The following is a 16,660-nucleotide window of genomic DNA, read 5'->3' as shown; positions in this document are numbered from 1 at the left end:
AACCTGACACCCCGTCCCACAACGCATCGCCCGGTGTCGTAGGATGCCCCCGAACGAACTCACAGGGCGCCGGACCCGCGGACGCGAGTTCACAGGCGCGAGTTCGAAGGAGAGCCTCCATGTCCCCCACCTCTTCGACGACGCCGGCGAAGCCGCGCAAGAAGCCGGCCGCACGCGCCACCGACCCGGGGCTGCCCGACGAGGAGCGCGCCGCGCTCGACGACGCGATCACGCGCCTCGAGGAGGGCACCCGCGTCTGGAGCGCGCTCACGCTCGACCAGCGCGCACGGCTGCTCGGCCGGGTGCGCGAGACGGTGGGCGCGACGGCCCAGGAGTGGGCCGACGTCGCGACCATGTCGAAGGGCCTGGAGCCGGGGCATGCGCTGTCGGGTGAGGAATGGCTCGGCGGGCCGTACGCCATCATCGGGCTCCTCGACGCGCTGCGCGAGACGCTCGAGGCGCTCGCTCACGGCAAGAGCCCGCTCGACGGCGTGAAAGTCGACGCCGCCCCCGGCGGACGGCTGCGGGCGCACACGTATCCCCACAACGGCACCGACAAGCTCCTGCTGTCGGGGTTCACCGGCGAGGTGTGGTTCGAGCCCGGCGTGACCGCGGCCGCCGCGCGGCGTGAGGCGGGGCTCGCTCAGCTGACCCCGACGGAGTCCGGCGGCGTCGGCCTGGTGCTGGGCGCCGGCAACGTGACCTCGATCCCGGTCGCCGACGTGCTGTACGAGCTGTTCGCCCACAACCGCGTCGCGCTTCTCAAGGTCAACCCGACGCAGGACGCCCTCGTGCCGGTGTTCGAACGGGCGCTGGCACCGCTCATCGAGCCCGGCTTCGTGCGCATCGTGCGCGGCGGCGGCGCGACGGGCGCCTACCTCGCGTCGCACCCGCGCCTGGTCCACGTGCACATCACCGGCTCGGCGCCGACCTTCGACGCCATCGTGTGGGGAACGGGGGCGGATGCGGCGGCCGCACGCGAAGCAGGGACGCCGAAGCTGAAGGTGCCGATCACGGCGGAGCTCGGCGGCGTCTCGCCCATCATCGTCGTCCCCGGCGACTGGTCGGCGGCCGACCTCGCCTACCAGGCCGAGCACATCACGACGATGCGACTGGTGAACGCCGGGCACAACTGCATCGCCGGCCAGCTCGTGATCGTGAGCTCCGACTGGCCGCAGCGCGAGCAGTTCCTGCGCGAGCTGCACAAGGCGTACGCCGCCGCTCCCGAGCGCCCGGTGTGGTACCCGCGCAGCGAGGAGCGCCTTGCGGCCGCTTCGTCCGCGTACCCCGACGCCGTCTGGAGCGCCGACCGCACGCGCGCGATCGTCGAGGTCCGGTCAGGGGACGACGGCGACGCCGTGGAGAAGACCGAGTACTTCGCGCCGATCCTGGGGGTGGTCGAGCTCGCCGGCACGGGGCAGGAGTTCCTCGATGCGGCCGTCGCCCACGCCAATGACAAGCTCACCGGCACGCTCGGGGCGAACGTCCTCATCGACCCGGTCACCGAGGCGGCGCTGGGCGACGGGTTCGAGCGCGCGATCGCCGACCTGCGCTACGGCGACATCGCGATCAACACCTGGACCGCCTTCAACTTCCTCACGGCACGTCTCACGTGGGGCGGCTTCCCCGGGGCGACGCTCGTCGACGTGTCCAGCGGCATCGGCCTGGTGCACAACGCGCTCCTGCTCGATCGCGTCGAGAGGTCGATCGGGCGCGGCCCGTTCCGCCCCTTCCCGCGATCGCTCGGCAAGGGCGTCTTCACGGTCCTGCCCACGCCGCCGTGGTTCGTGAGCTCGCGCACCGGCGCCGAGGTGTGCGCCGGTCTCACCCGCTATCTCATCGACGGCAAGGTGCCGGGACTGGTCAAGACGTTCGCGAAGGCGATGCGGGCGTGATGCGCCGGCAGGACCCTGCCTTCGGCCGCGACGGGCTCGAGGCCGACTACATCGTCGTGGGCGCCGGCTCCGCGGGGGCGGCGCTGGCCGCACGCCTGAGCGAGGACCCGGCCGTGTCGGTGCTGCTCCTCGAAGCCGGCGGCCCCGACAAGGCGCTGGAGCTCCACGTCCCTGCCGCGTTCTCGAAGCTGTTCCGCGGCGACGACGACTGGAACTACGACACCGTCCCGCAGCCCGGACTCGAAGGCCGCACGGTCTACTGGCCCCGCGGCAAGACCCTGGGCGGCTCGTCGTCGCTGAACGCCATGATGTGGGTGCGCGGGTTCGCCGCCGACTACGACGAGTGGGCGGATGCCGCCGGCCCGACGTGGTCGTGGGACGCCCTGGTCCCCTATTTCCGGCGTGTCGAGCGCACGTCCGATCCGGCCGACGCCACGCAGGGGTCTGACGGCGCGCAGCCCGTCGAGCACCAGCGCGACCCGCGGCCCCACACGGCCGTGTTCCTCTCGGCCGTCCGGGAGGCGGGGCATCCGGTCACCGCGGCGAACCTCGCCGAAGGGCAGGGCTTCTCGCAGACGATGGTGACCGAGCACCGCGGCGCGCGGGCTTCGACGGCCGACGCGTACCTGCGTCCGGCGAAGGGGCGGCGCAATCTCCGGGTGCTCACGGGCGCCCACGTGCGGCGCGTGACGTTCGACGACGCGTCGGCCACCGCCGAGCCGCGTGCCACCGGCGCCTACGTCGATGTCGACGGCATCACCCGCCACGTGCGCGCACGCCGCGAGGTGATCCTCTCCGGCGGGGCGATCAACACGCCGCAGCTGCTGATGCTGAGCGGCATCGGCCCGGCCGAGCACCTCGCCGAGCACGGCATCGACGTCGTCGTGGATGCGCCCGACGTCGGCGCGAACCTCCAGGACCACCTGGTCGCCGGGCTCGCGCCCGCCGCCCGCGGCGGCACGCTGTACGACGCCGAGAAGCCCGCAGAGCTCGTGAAGTACCTCACGGCCCGCAAGGGGATGCTGACCTCCAACGTCGCGGAGGCCTACGGCTTCGTGCGCACCGAGGTCGCCGACCGCACCGGCGCCCCCGAGGGTCTGCCCGACATCGAGATCATCTTCGCCCCGGTCCCTTACGTGGGAGAGGGCCTGGTCCCGACGCCGGGCCACGGCCTCACCGTGGGCGCCATCCTGCTGCGTCCCCGCAGCCGCGGCACGATCCGCCTGGCCTCGGCCGATCCCACCGCCAAGCCGGTCATCGACCCCGCCTACCTCTCCGACGAGGACGGCGTGGACGCGGCGACCATGCTCGCCGGCCTCGCCGAGTGCGAGCGCCTCATCGACACCGATGCGCTGCGCACCATCACCACCGGCGACTGGGTGCAGCCCGCGGGCGGCGAGCGCATGACCCCCGTCGAGCGGGCCGAGATGTCGATGCGCCGCTACTCGCACACGCTCTACCACCCCGTCGGCACCGCGCGCATGGGAACGGATGCCGCCTCCGTCGTCGACCCCGAGCTGCGCGTGCGCGGCGTCTCCGGCCTGCGCGTGGCCGACGCGTCGGTCATGCCCACCGTGATCCGCGGCCACACGAACGCCCCCGCCATCGTCATCGGCGAGGTCGCCGCGGATCTGGTGCTCGGCCGACGCGTCTAGCAGGCGGCGCGGCACGCGCATCGGCAAGGCCGAGAAGGTCCGCGGCGGTGTGCCGCGGGCCCTCCTCGTGCGACCTCACACCACCGGAACAGGAGCGGTCTCGGGCAGCGCCGGGGCGTCCGCGCCGGCGGCGAACATCCGCTTGACGAGAGGGAGCGCCGCCCGCGACATGAGGATGCCCGTCAGCGCACGCGACACGGCCGCTTCGAACCGGGTCGCCGGAACCATGCGCGTGATGCCGCCGCCCGGGATCTCCTTGCCGTTCTCTGCGAACGGCGCGATGTCGGCGGAGTACCGTCGCAGCGCGGCGGCGGCATCCCCCGGCGCCTCGGCGAGGCGCGCGGCCAGCAGGTAGGCGCCGATCAGCGCCGTCGCGGTCCCCTGCCCCGTCATCGGCGACCCGCACGACGCCGCGTCGCCGAGCAGCACGATCCGGCCGTTCGCGACGTCGGGCACGTCGATGCGCACCAGCTCGTCGAAGTACAGATCGGATGCCTCCCCCAGCGCCGCGAGCACCGCCGGCGCGTGCCATCCGGCGTCGGCGATGCGACTCCGGATCAGCGCCTCCTGCGCGACACGGTCGCCGCGCAGCGACCGGTCGCGGTCCATGCGCAGCGTGAGGATCGCCTTGGAGGTCGCCGGGTCGCGGTCCGGCCGGATGCCGAAGGTCGCCCCGGGGACGAACCGCAGCGCGAACCAGCCCTCCTCGAGATCGTCGGGCGTGGGCATCGTGAAGAACGCGGCGTACCCGCCGAGGTAGGTCGCGAACCGCTCCTCGGGGCCGAACGCGAGCCGGCGGGTCGCGGAGTGGACGCCGTCGGCGCCGACCACGACGTCGAAGCGCGCCGCCGCCGCGTGCTCGAATCCGACGTCGACGCCCTCGGCATCCTGCGCGAGGGTGGTGATGCGGTCGCCGAACCGGAGCTCGAGCAGGCCCGGACGGGCGCCTGCGGCGACGTGCAGCGCGTCCAGCAGCACCTGGGCGAGGTCGCCGCGCGCGATCTCGATCTCGGCGACGGCGCCCTCTCCGTCGAAGTCCGCCATCGACATGCGGCCGAACACGCGGCCCTTGCCGTTGACGTACGACATGCCCTCTTCGTGCACGCGGAGGCGATCGATGCCCGGCATGAGGCCCATCCGCTCGGCGACCTCGCGGCTCGCGCCGCGCAGGTCGACGGCCTGGCCGCCGGGACGAGGGGCGTCAGCGCGCTCCGCGACGGTGGTGCGCAGGCCGGAGCGCACCAGCTGCAGCGCGAGGGCGAGCCCGGCGATCCCGCCGCCGGAGACGAGCACGTGGGGTGTGCGGTCGAGGTCGTTCATGAGGCATCCCATCCCTTAGACGTCCGTATGAGACATATGTCTAACACGCATTGAGACAACTGTCTAGCACGCTTGTCTAAGACGTTCGGATAGGATGCCGCCATGGGCAATCGCGAAGACCTGCTGGCCGGTGCACGACAGGTGATCCTCGAGCGCGGGGTCGCCAAGGCCACCGCCCGCGACATCGCCGCCGCGGCCGGCGTGAGCCTGGCCGCGATCGGCTATCACTTCGGCTCGAAGGACGAGCTCGTGAGCGCCGCGCTCACCGAGTCGCTGGGCAACGGGATCGGCGACGAGATGGAGGCGATCGCCCACGAGACCGCCGCGCTCCCCCTGCTGGAGGGGTTCGCCACGCTCTTCGACCGCATGCCCGCCATCTTCGCCGCCAACCGCGAGCCGCTCCTGGCCAGCCTCGAGAATACGGTGCGCGTCCTGCACGATCAGCGCGGGAGTCATGCGATCGCGGACGCCGCCGGCCAGGCCTACCTCGGCATCGCCGAGGTGCTGCGCGCCGCCCGCCCGGAGCTCGACGACGCCGACATCGACGCGATCGCCAAGCTCGACTTCGCGCTCGTGCAGAGCCTCGGCATCCTGTGGCTCATCAGCCCCGACGCGCTGCCCAGCGGCGAGGAGCTCGCGCGCGCCGTCTCCGCGATCGCCGCGGACGGCGCGGCGCGGGACTGAGCCTGTCCGCGAGCACAGAATCGGAGCTCTCGGCCGACACGCCGGTTGACGGCATCCCGACTCCGGCGCGTCGCGCGAGACCTCCGACGCTGTGCGCACCCCGCGCAGACGGCGAACGCCCCGGCGCGCAGGCGCCGGGGCGTTCGGGAAGCGGATGCCGGATCAGCGGCCGCCGCGGCGGTTGGTGCCGTTGGGACGGACGACCGAGCCGACCATGAGCTTGCCGGTGCCACCCGACGACGCACGACGACCGGGCGTGCGCGGGTTGCCGGACTGCTGACCCGAACGCGAGTGCCCCGCGCTCTGGTCATGACGCTGATGCGTGGCCTTGTCGCCGGCGGGAGCCGCGTCTCGACGCTGTCCCTGACGCTGCTGACCTGCGGCGCCCTGGCCGCCCTGGCCCGAGCCGCCGCGGCGACGACGGCCGCCCGAACCCGAGCCTTCGGTGCGCGGTGAGGCGTCCGCACCCTGACGCGCGTCGCGCGCCGCGCGCTTGCGCTGCGCGTTCGCGCCCTGGCTGGTGCCGCGCGGCGTCTCGGCGACCGGGACGGGCTTCACGTACGGCGCGACCTGGCCGACGAGCTCGATGACCTCGGGCGAGGTCGCGGTGACCGCGACCGGGGTGACCGTGATCTCGGCCTTGCGCAGCAGCTGCGACACGTCGCGCTTCTGCTCGGGGAGCACGAGGGTGACGACGGCGCCCTCGGCACCGGCACGGGCGGTGCGCCCGGAGCGGTGCAGGTACGCCTTGTGCTCGGTGGGCGGGTCGACGTGGATGACCAGCTCGACGTCGTCGACGTGCACGCCGCGCGCGGCGACGTCGGTCGCCACGAGCACCTTCACGCCGCCGGACGAGAACGCCGCGAGGTTGCGGTCGCGCGCCGCCTGCGACAGGTTGCCGTGCAGGTCGACGGCGGGGATGCCCTGCGCAGTGAGCTGCTTGGCGAGCTTCTTGGCCTGGTGCTTGGTGCGCATGAACAGGATGCGGCGGCCCATGCCCGAGGCGAGCGCCGTGACGGCGTCCTTCTTGGCGTCGGCGTCGGCGAACGTGAAGACGTGGTGCGTCATCGCGGCGACGGGCGAGTGCGCCTCGTCGACGGAGTGCAGCACCTCGTTCTGCAGGAACCGGCGCACGAGCTTGTCGACCCCGTTGTCGAGGGTCGCGCTGAACAGCAGGCGCTGTCCGCCGGCGGGCGTCGCGTTGAGGATGCGCGTGACGCCGGGGAGGAAGCCGAGGTCGGCCATGTGGTCGGCCTCGTCGATGACGGTGATCTCGACGGCGTCGAGGTGCACGAAGCCCTGCTTCATGAGGTCCTCGAGGCGGCCGGGGCACGCCACGACGATGTCGACGCCCGCGTTGAGGGCGTTGACCTGGCGGTTCTGGTTGACGCCGCCGAAGATCGTGGTCGTGGTGAGGTTGTAGGCCTTCGCGAGCGGCGCGAGCACCGCGTCGATCTGGGTGGCGAGCTCGCGCGTCGGGGCGAGCACGAGGCCGAGCGGGCGGCCCTTGCGGCGCGGCCCGCCGGCGAGGGTCGTGCCCAGGCGCGCGATCATCGGGATCGAGAAGGCGAGCGTCTTGCCCGAGCCGGTCTTGCCGCGGCCCAGCACGTCGCGTCCGGCGAGCGTGTCGGGGAGCGTGTCGACCTGGATCGGGAACGCGGTGGTCTTGCCGGCCGCGGCGAGCGCGGTGACGAGGGGCTGAGGCACGCCGAGCGCGCCGAAAGTGGTTTCGGTCATGAGGGTGTTCTCCGGGCACGCGGGTGCCCTGTCGGTGGCCGGGGCGGATCTCGCCCACGGGTCGCCGTACGAAAGATGTCAGCGCGGTTCTTCGGATCAGAATCCGGATGCCGGCGAGGGAAGCGTTCTACGACGCGAGAAGCGCATGAAGCGCTGCAAGATCTCCCACCTTATCAGCGCGCGGCTGGACGTTCGGCGAGCGCGAACCGCCCGGCGTCGCGATCGTACGTTCTCGTCGAGACCGCATGTCGCGCACGTCGACAACGTGCCCCCTCGGCGAGGACGTACGTCCTCGACGAACGTCAGGGGGCGGCGGATGCCTCGGGCTCGGTGGCGGAGTTCTCCTCGGGCTCGGCAGGCGCAGGAGCGGATGCCGCGAAGCGGTCGGTGGCGGCGCGCAGCGCGGCGGCGATGCCCGGCTCGGACGCCGCATGCGCGGCATCCGGAACCATCGTGAACTCTGCCTCCTGCCACGCGCGATGCAGATCCCACGCGGTCATCGCGGGCGTGCACACGTCGTAGCGGCCCTGCACGATGACGGCGGGGATGTGGCGGATGCGATCGACGCCCGCGATCAGCTGGCCTTCGTCGAACCAGCCGCCGTGCAGGAAATAGTGATTCTCGATGCGCGCGAACGCGACCGCGGCGCGCGGCTCCGTCATCGCGGCGACGAGCTCGGCGTCGGGCAGCAGCGTCAGGTTCGACGCCTCCCACTGCGACCACGCGATCGCCGCCGGCGTGTGCACCGCGGGGTCGGGGTCGGCCAGACGCCGGTGATAGGCCTGCATCAGGCGTGAGCGCTCGAGGATCGGGATGGGGGCGATGAAGTCCTCCCACAGATCGGGGACGACCGATGCCGCACCGCCCTCGTAGAACCATTCCAACTCGTGGCGGCGCAGCGTGAAGATGCCGCGCAGCACGATCTCGCTGACCGCCTGCGGGTGCGCCTGCGCATAGGCGAGCGCGAGGGCGCTCCCCCACGATCCGCCGAACACCTGCCACTGCTCGATGCCGAGGTTGCGGCGCAGCAGCTCGATGTCGGCGACGAGGTGCCACGTGGTGTTGTGGCGCAGGTCGGCGTCGGGGTCGCTCGCGTGCGGCGTGGAGCGGCCGCAGCCGCGCTGGTCGAGGAGGATGACGCGGTACCGCTCAGGGTCGAAGAACCGCCGGTGCCAGGGCGACGTGCCCGCGCCGGGCCCGCCGTGCAGGAACACCACCGGCTTGCCCTCGGGGTTTCCGCACTGCTCGTAGTGGATGCGGTTGCCCTCGCCCGCGATGAGCGTGCCGGTGTCGTACGGCTCGATCGGCGGATAGAGGATGTCGTCGAGATGCTCGTTCATAGGCTTCCCCCCGGAACGCCGAAGGTGTCGCAGGACGAGACGCCGCCCCGGTAGCCCGCTTCGAACCAGCGCTGCCGCTGCGCGCTGGAGCCGTGCGTCCAGGACTCGGGATTCACGAAGCCCCCGGATTCCTGCTGGATGTGGTCGTCTCCGACGGCGCCGGCCGCGTCGATCGCGTCGGCGATCTGCTGCGGCGTCGGCGTCCGCAGATACGGTACCCCGTTCTCGTCGACCTGTTCGGTCATGTCGCCGACCCAGGCGCCGGCGAAGCAGTCGGCCTGCAGCTCGGTGCGCACGCTGTTGCTGTCGGGGCCGCTGCCGTTGTTCGGGTGGTCGTTCATGATGCCGGCGATGTTCTGCACGTGGTGCCCGTACTCGTGGGCCAGCACGTACAGCTGGGCGAGCTCGCCCGCGGACGCGTCGAACTGCTGGCGCAGCAGCGCGAAGAAGGTGGGGTCGACGTAGACGGTCTCTTCCGGCGGGCAGTAGAAGGGACCGGTCTGATTGGATGCCGTGCCGCACGCGGTGCCGGTCTGCTGGTCGACGATGATCAGCTGCGGCGCACGATAGCCCTGCACCTGAGTGGCCCAGTACTCGTCGAGCACGACGCTCCCGGCGGCCAGCCGGCACGCGTCGTCGCGGTTCGCGTCGGCACCCGTCTCGCACTGCTGGATCTCGGACTCACCGCCGGATCCGGCATCCGGCACCGGCATGACACTGGACAGGTCGGCACCGGTGAACAGCTGGAACAGCAGCACGGCGATGGCGCCGAGCCCGGCGATGCCGCCGCCGGCGACGGCCACGCCCGCCCCGCGACGCCGCGCCGTGTTCCCCCCGACGTTGGCGTTCTCGTTGAACGTCATGCCTGTCACGGTACCCCGAGAGCCTGATCCGGACACGTTTCGACAGGCAGGACGACCCGAGTGGCACGTGTTCGGGAGGAATAGGCTCGTGACATGGCGAGCGAACCCACGACCGTGACCATCACCGGAGGGGGCGGCCAGATCGGCTACGCCCTGATGTTCCGCATCGCGGCGGGCGACATGCTCGGGCCCGACCGGCCGGTGCGCCTGCGGCTGCTGGAGATCCCGCAGGGCATGCGCGCGGCCGAAGGGGCGGCGCTCGAGCTGCAGGACTGCTCGTTCCCGCTGCTGACGGAGGTCGAGGTCACCGACGACCTGCTGACGGCGTTCCAGGGCACCAGCATCGCGATGCTCGTCGGGGCGCGGCCCCGCTCGGCGGGCATGGAGCGCGGCGACCTGCTCGCCGCGAACGCCGGCATCTTCGGCCCGCAGGGCGACGCGATCGGCGCCGTCGCGGCGGACGACGTGCGCGTGGTGGTGGTGGGCAACCCGGCGAACACGAACGCGCTCATCGCCGCCGCATCCGCCGCCCCTCACGTGCCCGCCGATCGCTTCAGCGCGCTCACGCGCCTGGACCACAACCGGGCCGTCGGCCAGCTGGCCGAGCTGCTCGAGGTGAACCCCGCCGCGATCCGCGACGTGGCGATCTGGGGCAACCACTCCGCCACCCAGTTCCCCGACGTCTCGCACGCGACCCTCCGTCGCGGGCTGGTGGGAGGGATGCCGCTGCTCGACGCCCTCGCCGAGCGCTTCGGCGGCGCCGAGGCGGCGACCGCATGGCTGGACGAGATCTTCATCCCGCGCGTCGCCAAGCGCGGCGCCGAGATCATCGACGTGCGCGGCTCTTCGTCCGTCGCGTCGGCGGCCAACGCCGCGATCGCGCACGTGCGCGACGAACAGCTGGGCACCGACGACGGCTGGACCTCGGCCGCAGTGATCTCGCGCGGCGAGTACGGCGTCCCCGAGGGCATCGTGTGCTCGTTCCCGGTGACCTCGGACGGCGACGGATACCGCGTGGTCGAGGGACTCGACCTCGACGAGCGCGCCCGCGGGCGGCTGGCGGCATCCGTCGACGAACTGGTCGGCGAGCGCGACGCGGTACGGGCGCTGGGCGTGCTCTGACGCGACGCGCTCGGCAGCGGCGGCGCAATAGGCTCTGACCCGTGGAAGCGCTGATCGTCATCATCGTCGCGATCCTGGTGATCGCCCTGGCGACGGCGATCGCACCGAAGCTCGGCATCGCCGGGCCGCTGATCCTGGTGCTGATCGGCGGGGCGGTGAGCCTGCTGCCGTTCGTGCAGGTCCCCGAGATCGACCCCGAGTGGATCCTCGTCGGCGTGCTGCCGCCGCTGCTGTACTCCGCCGCGGTCGCCCTCCCGGCTGTCGAGTTCCGCCGCGACTTCGGCCCCATCGCCGGGCTGTCGTTCCTGCTGGTGATCCTGAGCTCGGTGGTGCTCGCGTTCTTCTTCGTGCTCGTCATCCCGGGCATCCACCCCGCCATCGCGGTCGCGCTGGGCGCGATCCTCAGCCCGACGGATGCCGTCGCCACGTCGATCGTGAAACGGCTGGGCGTCTCCCGGCGCGTGGTGACGATGCTCGAGGGCGAGAGCCTGCTCAACGACGCCACCGCGCTCGTGCTGCTGCGCACCATGATCGCCTCGGTGGCGGTGGCCACCACCGTCGGCGGCGACGCGCGCATCGGGGTGGGGTTCCTGCCCGCGTTCGCGTGGGGCGTCGTCGTCGCGGTCGTGGTCGGAGCGGTGGTGGGCCTGCTGAACCTGCGGCTGCGGGCGCTCGTGCGCAACTCCGCCGCCAACACCGCGATCGGGTTCGTCGTCCCGTTCATCGCGTACATCCCGACCGAGGCGCTGGGCGGGTCGGGACTGGTCGCCGCGGTCGTGGCGGGCATCGTGACCGGCCAGGGCGCGGCACGCTGGTTCAGCCCCGAGCAGCGGCGGTCGGACGAGCACAACTGGCGCACGATCGAGCTCGTGCTCGAGGGCGGCGTCTTCCTCATCATGGGCCTCGAGCTCAGCGAGATCGTGTCGCAGAACATCGAGAACCACAACGGCCTCGGCACGGGTCTGGCCATCGCGGCCGGCGCGCTGGGCATCATCGTCGCGGTGCGGGCGGGGTACGTATCGCTGCTCGTGTGGCTGCAGAGCCGCCGGGCCCGCGGCCGGCAGCGCAGCCGGCTCGAGGCGATGTCGGCGCGCATCGACGAGATCGCGGCGGGGCCGCCGGGGTCCCCCGCGGATGCGGCGCCAGGCCCGGCATCCGGTCGCCGACGACAGGACCGTCGACGCCGCGCCGGCGACGACGGCGGAAGGCGGGTGCAGCGGCGCCTGGACGTGATGCGCAGTCGCGTGTCGCGGGCGCTCAGCGACCTCGACTACTACCAGGCCTCGCCGCTGGGCTGGAAGCACGGCGCGATCATCGTGTGGGCGGGCATGCGCGGCGTCGTGACGCTCGCGGCGGCGCAGACGCTCCCCCGCGACGACACCACCGACCGGGCGCTGCTGGTCTTCATCGCGTTCGCCGTCGCGGTCGGCAGCCTCATGCTGCAGGGCTTCACGCTCCCTTGGCTGGTGCGCATGCTGCGCTTGGAACAGCCGGAAGACGACGACCTGGACCGCGCCGAGCAGTCCGCCCTCGACGACGAGCTGCGCGAGGCCGCGGTCACGGCGCTCTCGAGCCCGCAGCTGCGGCGACGCGACGGGTCGGCGTTCCCGGCCGACCTGGTCGAACGGGTCGGCACGCGCATGGTCGATCCGCCCGAGGAGCCCGAGGCGGCCGCGAGCGTGCGGGACCTCCTCGAGCTGCGGCTGGCGATGATCGAGGCCATGCGCACGCGGCTCAACCACCTCACGTCGGGCGGCGGTTACAGCACGCCCGCCCTGCGGCACGCCCTCGCCGAGCTGGACGCCGACCAGCTCAGCCTCGAGCTGCGCCTCGACGACGAGGACTGACGTCCCGACAGCCGCGGCGGCGTCGGCGGGGGATGAGACAATGGGGACCGAGCGAGGGGGCCTCACCATGAGCGAGACGACCAAGACGCAGGATGCCGGGCATACGCATCCTGCGCCGGCTCCCGGATCGGCGGGGCCCGACACCGCGCCGCTGCACCTGCCGCACCCGGCCACCGCGTGCCCGAAGTGCTTCACCGAGCTCCAGGAGAACCGCAACTGGTGGCAGGCCCAGCCCGCCGGCTCGCGCCTGGTCGGCCTGGTCATCGCCCGCGACGACATGCCTTCCGTCGTCGAGCAGCGGGGCGACCTCACCCGCTTCGGCGTGCCCATCGAGGGCTTCCGCCACCCCGCGCCCGAGACGCTGGAGTCGTGGGAGGAGCGCCTGGTGCGCCTGTTCGGCACGCTCGGCCGCGGCGACGTGCTCGTCGTGGCGAACGTGCACGCGCTCGGCCGCGACATCGACGAGGAGACCCGGACCGTCGCCGAGCTGCACCGCCGCGGCGTGGTCGTGAAGGTCGTCAGCCACGGCGGTCGCCACCTGTACGACGTCGGGCGCTGAGCCGGCCGCGCAGCCTCCCGCAGCCCAGCCCGGATCGCAGGACACGGCGACCGGGGTCTCACGCGCCCCGCGAATCGCCCCCTAGTGTGCGAAGAGGTCCGCCGCGGCATCCGCCGCCGTGGGCCTCCGCAGTCGATACGGAGGGGTGAACATGGCGCACATCGTCGCCACCGGCGCAGGCAAGGTCATGATGGAGCGGCGCAACGACCCGACGCACGAGTACATCCTGGGCCTCACCGGCAAGACCCGCCCGCGGGTGCTGTTCGTCGGCACCGCGACCGGCGACGAGCAGGCGTACACGCTGAGCTTCTACAAGACCTACGACTCCGACCGCTGCGCACCGCACCACCTGACGCTGTTCCACCGCGACCTCGACGACCTCGCGGGCTTCGTGAAGGGGTTCGACGTCATCCACGTCGGCGGCGGCAACACCGCGAACATGCTCGACGTGTGGAAGCGTCAGGGACTGGACGCCATCATGCGCGAGATGTGGGAGGACCCGGCGTCGAACGTCGTGTTCACCGGCGGCTCCGCCGGCGGCATCTGCTGGTTCGAGGGCGGCACCACCGACAGCTACGGGCCGACCCTGCAGGTGCTGCCCGAGGGCCTCGGGTTCCTCGAGGGCAGCTTCTGCCCGCACTACGACGCGGAGGACCAGCGCCAGCCGCTGTTCCACGAGGCGCTGCGCACCGGAGAGCTGTCCACCGGCTACGCGGTCGGCAACCTGCAGTCGCTCCACTTCGACGGAGCCGAGCTCGTCACCGCGATCAGCCCCGTCGAGGACGCGCTGGCGCTGCGGGTCGAGTCCGTCGACGGCCGCATCGTCGAGACCCCTCTCCCGGTGCGGGTGCTGGCGGGTGCCGCCCCGATCGCGAAGGGCCCGAGCGCGTGAACGACAACGTCTGGATCCTGCTCGCCGAGCTCCTGGTCGTCATCCTCTCGATCTACATGGGCACCCGCACCAGCGGGATCGGCCTGGGCGTATGGGGCCTGGTCGGCGTCGCCGTCCTGATCTTCGTGTTCGGCGAGGCGCCGGGCAGCGCCCCCGTCGACGCGGTGTTCATCGTCATCACCGTGATCACGGCCGCCTCCGTCATGCAGGCGGCCGGCGGCATCGACTGGATGGTCGCCGTCGCCGCCAAGGCGATCCGCCGACGGCCGAAGTCGGTCGTCTTCCTGGCACCGGCGATGTCGTTCCTGTTCACCGTCGGCGCGGGCACGGGCAACATCTTCTACCCGCTGCTCCCCGTGATCTACGACGTGTCGTACCAGCAGCGGATCCGCCCCGAGCGGGCACTGTCGGTGTCGGCGGTCGCGTCGCAGGTCGGCATCCTGTGCTCCCCGGTGTCTGCGGCGACGGCGTCGATGGTCGTGCTCCTGGCTCCCAGCGGCTTCGACCTCGGCAAGCTGCTGCTCATCATGTGGCCGGCGTCGATCGTCGGTCTGTCGCTGGCGGCACTGGTGATGATGCGCAAGGGCAAGGAGCTCGACGACGACCCCGAGTTCCAGCGCCGCCTCGCCGCGGGCGAGGTCGCTCCGGCAGCCGAGGACACCACAGGCAAGAAGCTGCCGCGCACCGCGGTGCTGTCGGCATCCCTGTTCCTCGGCGGCGTCGTGGTGATCGTGTTCTGCGGCCTGTTCTCGAACCTGCTGCCCGTCATCGGCACGAACGCCGACGGCGACCCGGTGCGCCTGTCGGTCACGACCGTCATCGAGGTCATCATGGGTGTCATCGCCGCCCTCATCTTCGTCACGTGCAAGGTGCCCGCCGCCGAGGTGCCCAAGCAGTCGACGTTCTCGGCCGGCATGGTCGGCGCGATCGCGCTGTTCGGCATCGCGTGGCTGGCGAACACCTTCGTCGCCGCCAACAACCAGCTGATCGTGGACGGACTCGGAGCCATGGTGTCGGGATCGTCGGCGTTCATCGGCGCGCTGCTGTTCGCGCTGGCTCTGTTCGTGGTCGCGATGCTCACCACCAGTCAGTCCAGCGCGACCAACGCGATCGTGCCGATCGGTCTCGCGATCGGGCTGCCCGCGCACCTCATCGCGGGCCTGTGGCCGAGCGCGATGGGCATGTACACGCTGCCCGCGAACGGCAGCCAGGTCGCGACTGTCGCGTTCGACCGCACCGGCACCACCAAGATGGGCAGGTTCGTGTTCGACCACTCGTTCCAGCTGCCCAACCTGGTGTACGTCGGCAGCGCGATCATCGTCGGCGTCGGGATCTCGTTCCTCCTCGGGTGATGACGAGCTCCGTCCCGGCAGGCACCGTGCGCGCAGCGGATCCGCTGCTCGGCAGGTTCCTGCTGGGGCTCGCCGAGGGTCTGAACGCCGCCGACGAGTCGGTGGACCGCATCCGATCCGAGATGACGACGGTCGCGCGCGCCTACGGGCGCGACGACATCGAGTTCGTCGTGCTGCCGACCGTGATCCTCGTCGAGACCGACACCGGCGACGGCGGGCGGGTGTCGCTGCGCACGGTCGGGGCGAGGTTCCGCTTCGACCAGATCGCGGCGCTGTACCGGCTGCTCACCGACGCCAAGACGGGATCGGTCGCGCCGGAGGACGGCATCCGTCGCCTCAACGAGATCGGCCGCATGACGCCCGGACGCGGGTGGCTCATGCGCACCTTCGGCCACGCGGTGCTCACCGCGGGACTCGCGCTGCTGCTCACGCCGACGTGGGAGGGGGCGGTCGTCGCCTTCGTCCTGGGCGCGCTCATCGGCCTGGCCAAGCTCGTCCCCTCGCCGACCCTGCAGCTGGTGTTCCCGGTGGCCGCCGCGTTCCTGTGCGGCATCACGGTGTTCCTGCTCGCGCCGTACATCCCGTTCGGCGATCCGCTGCGGCTGCTCATCGCCCCGCTGGCGACCTTCCTGCCAGGAGGGATGCTCACCACCGCCGTCACCGAGCTCGCAGCCGGCCAGATGGTTGCGGGGGCCTCGCGACTGGTGACGGGGCTGGTTCAGCTCGGGCTGCTGGCCTTCGGCATCCTCGCCGCCGGCACTGTGGTCGGCGTCGCCGACGCCAGCTATGCCGGAACCGACGGCGGCGCCCCGACGCCGTGGTGGATGGGCGGGCTGGGACTGCTGCTGTTCGCGATCGGCAACTACCTGCACTTCTCGGCGCCGGGCCGCACGTTCCTATGGGTGCTGCTCGCGCTCGTCGTCGCCTACCTGGGCCAGCTCGCGGGTGCAGCGCTGCTGGATGCCACGGTCAGCGGCTTCATCGGCGCCCTGGTCATGACGCCGGTGGTGCTGTGGATCGCGTCGCTGCCGCGCGGCGTGCCGGCGCAGCTGACGTTCCTGCCCGCGTACTGGCTGCTGGTCCCCGGTGCGGCTGGCCTGGTCGGGCTCACCGAGGCGATGGGCGCGGGGCAGGGGTTCGAGGACTTCGCGCTGGCACTGGTCTCGATCATGTCGATCGCGCTCGGCGTGCTCATCGGCACCGCGCTGTACCGCGCGGTGCACCACGGCGCCGAGGAGATCGTGGCCTTCTACGTCGAGGTCCCGCAGCGCGCGCCGGACGCACCTGCGCACCCGGGTTTCTGGGCGCGGGTCCGCCGGGCGATCCGGCGACCGGCGCGCCGTGCGGCCGATCCTGCTGCTGAGACCGCCGAGCGCTCTCAGGAGGCGTGACCG

General features: G+C 72.1%; 13 protein-coding genes. 9 read left to right on the top strand and 4 right to left on the bottom strand.

Translation table 11 applies throughout. The annotated features are described in order from the left end of the window. Positions 1 to 119 precede the first annotated feature (119 nt). Entirely contained in the window at positions 120 to 1,895 is a 1,776-nt protein-coding gene (locus AC1DDU_RS08465) for an aldehyde dehydrogenase family protein (RefSeq protein WP_477432968.1), read from the top strand. Then, positions 1,895 to 3,550, top strand: a complete 1,656-nt coding sequence (locus AC1DDU_RS08460) for a GMC family oxidoreductase (RefSeq protein ID WP_477432966.1) — start codon at positions 1,895 to 1,897, stop codon at positions 3,548 to 3,550. Before AC1DDU_RS08465 ends, AC1DDU_RS08460 begins: the two co-directional genes overlap by 1 nt. A 75-nt stretch (positions 3,551 to 3,625) precedes the next feature. Here the strand turns inward: AC1DDU_RS08460 and AC1DDU_RS08455 are convergent, their stop codons facing one another. Next, a complete protein-coding gene (locus AC1DDU_RS08455) occupies positions 3,626 to 4,870 on the bottom strand; it encodes an FAD-dependent monooxygenase (protein ID WP_477432964.1) in 1,245 nt (414 codons plus the stop codon). Between the two features lie 102 nt (positions 4,871 to 4,972). On the opposite strand from AC1DDU_RS08455, the gene AC1DDU_RS08450 reads away from it, so the two are divergent. Next, complete coding sequence (locus tag AC1DDU_RS08450; RefSeq protein WP_477432962.1) at positions 4,973 to 5,554, top strand: TetR family transcriptional regulator; 582 nt, start codon at positions 4,973 to 4,975, stop codon at positions 5,552 to 5,554. A gap of 162 nt (positions 5,555 to 5,716) precedes the next feature. Here AC1DDU_RS08450 and AC1DDU_RS08445 read toward each other — a convergent pair whose 3' ends face one another. The 3 genes from AC1DDU_RS08445 to ypfJ form a co-directional block, all read right to left on the bottom strand. Beyond that, on the bottom strand, positions 5,717 to 7,291 hold the full coding sequence (locus AC1DDU_RS08445) for a DEAD/DEAH box helicase (RefSeq protein WP_477432960.1): 1,575 nt from the start codon (positions 7,289 to 7,291) through the stop codon (positions 5,717 to 5,719). Between the two features lie 302 nt (positions 7,292 to 7,593). Continuing rightward, positions 7,594 to 8,631 (bottom strand): prolyl aminopeptidase, encoded by a 1,038-nt coding sequence (gene pip / locus AC1DDU_RS08440; protein WP_477432958.1) that lies wholly within the window; start codon positions 8,629 to 8,631, stop codon positions 7,594 to 7,596. Further along, positions 8,628 to 9,494: a KPN_02809 family neutral zinc metallopeptidase gene (gene ypfJ, locus AC1DDU_RS08435; RefSeq protein ID WP_477432956.1), complete on the bottom strand. Its 867-nt coding sequence runs from the start codon at positions 9,492 to 9,494 to the stop codon at positions 8,628 to 8,630. The genes pip and ypfJ overlap by 4 nt, the downstream gene beginning before the upstream one ends. 93 nt (positions 9,495 to 9,587) lie before the next feature. Between ypfJ and AC1DDU_RS08430 the strand changes: the two genes are divergently transcribed. The 6 genes from AC1DDU_RS08430 (at position 9,588) to AC1DDU_RS08405 (ending at position 16,657) form a co-directional block, all read left to right on the top strand. Beyond that, a complete protein-coding gene (locus tag AC1DDU_RS08430; protein WP_477432954.1) occupies positions 9,588 to 10,616 on the top strand; it encodes a malate dehydrogenase in 1,029 nt (342 codons plus the stop codon). Positions 10,617 to 10,657: 41 nt separating this feature from the next. After that, on the top strand, positions 10,658 to 12,463 hold the full coding sequence (locus AC1DDU_RS08425; RefSeq protein ID WP_477432952.1) for a cation:proton antiporter: 1,806 nt from the start codon (positions 10,658 to 10,660) through the stop codon (positions 12,461 to 12,463). 67 nt (positions 12,464 to 12,530) lie between these two features. Further along, positions 12,531 to 13,022 (top strand): dehydrogenase, encoded by a 492-nt coding sequence (locus AC1DDU_RS08420; RefSeq protein ID WP_477432950.1) that lies wholly within the window; start codon positions 12,531 to 12,533, stop codon positions 13,020 to 13,022. A gap of 151 nt (positions 13,023 to 13,173) precedes the next feature. After that, positions 13,174 to 13,914, top strand: a complete 741-nt coding sequence (locus AC1DDU_RS08415) for a Type 1 glutamine amidotransferase-like domain-containing protein (protein WP_477432948.1) — start codon at positions 13,174 to 13,176, stop codon at positions 13,912 to 13,914. Further along, a complete protein-coding gene (locus AC1DDU_RS08410; protein WP_477432946.1) occupies positions 13,911 to 15,266 on the top strand; it encodes an anaerobic C4-dicarboxylate transporter family protein in 1,356 nt (451 codons plus the stop codon). The genes AC1DDU_RS08415 and AC1DDU_RS08410 overlap by 4 nt, the downstream gene beginning before the upstream one ends. Further along, complete coding sequence (locus tag AC1DDU_RS08405; RefSeq protein WP_477432944.1) at positions 15,266 to 16,657, top strand: threonine/serine exporter family protein; 1,392 nt, start codon at positions 15,266 to 15,268, stop codon at positions 16,655 to 16,657. Before AC1DDU_RS08410 ends, AC1DDU_RS08405 begins: the two co-directional genes overlap by 1 nt. Positions 16,658 to 16,660 lie beyond the last annotated feature (3 nt).

This window comes from Microbacterium sp. 05T445 (genome assembly GCF_056395865.1).
This window is presented reverse-complemented; position numbering and strand designations above follow the sequence as displayed.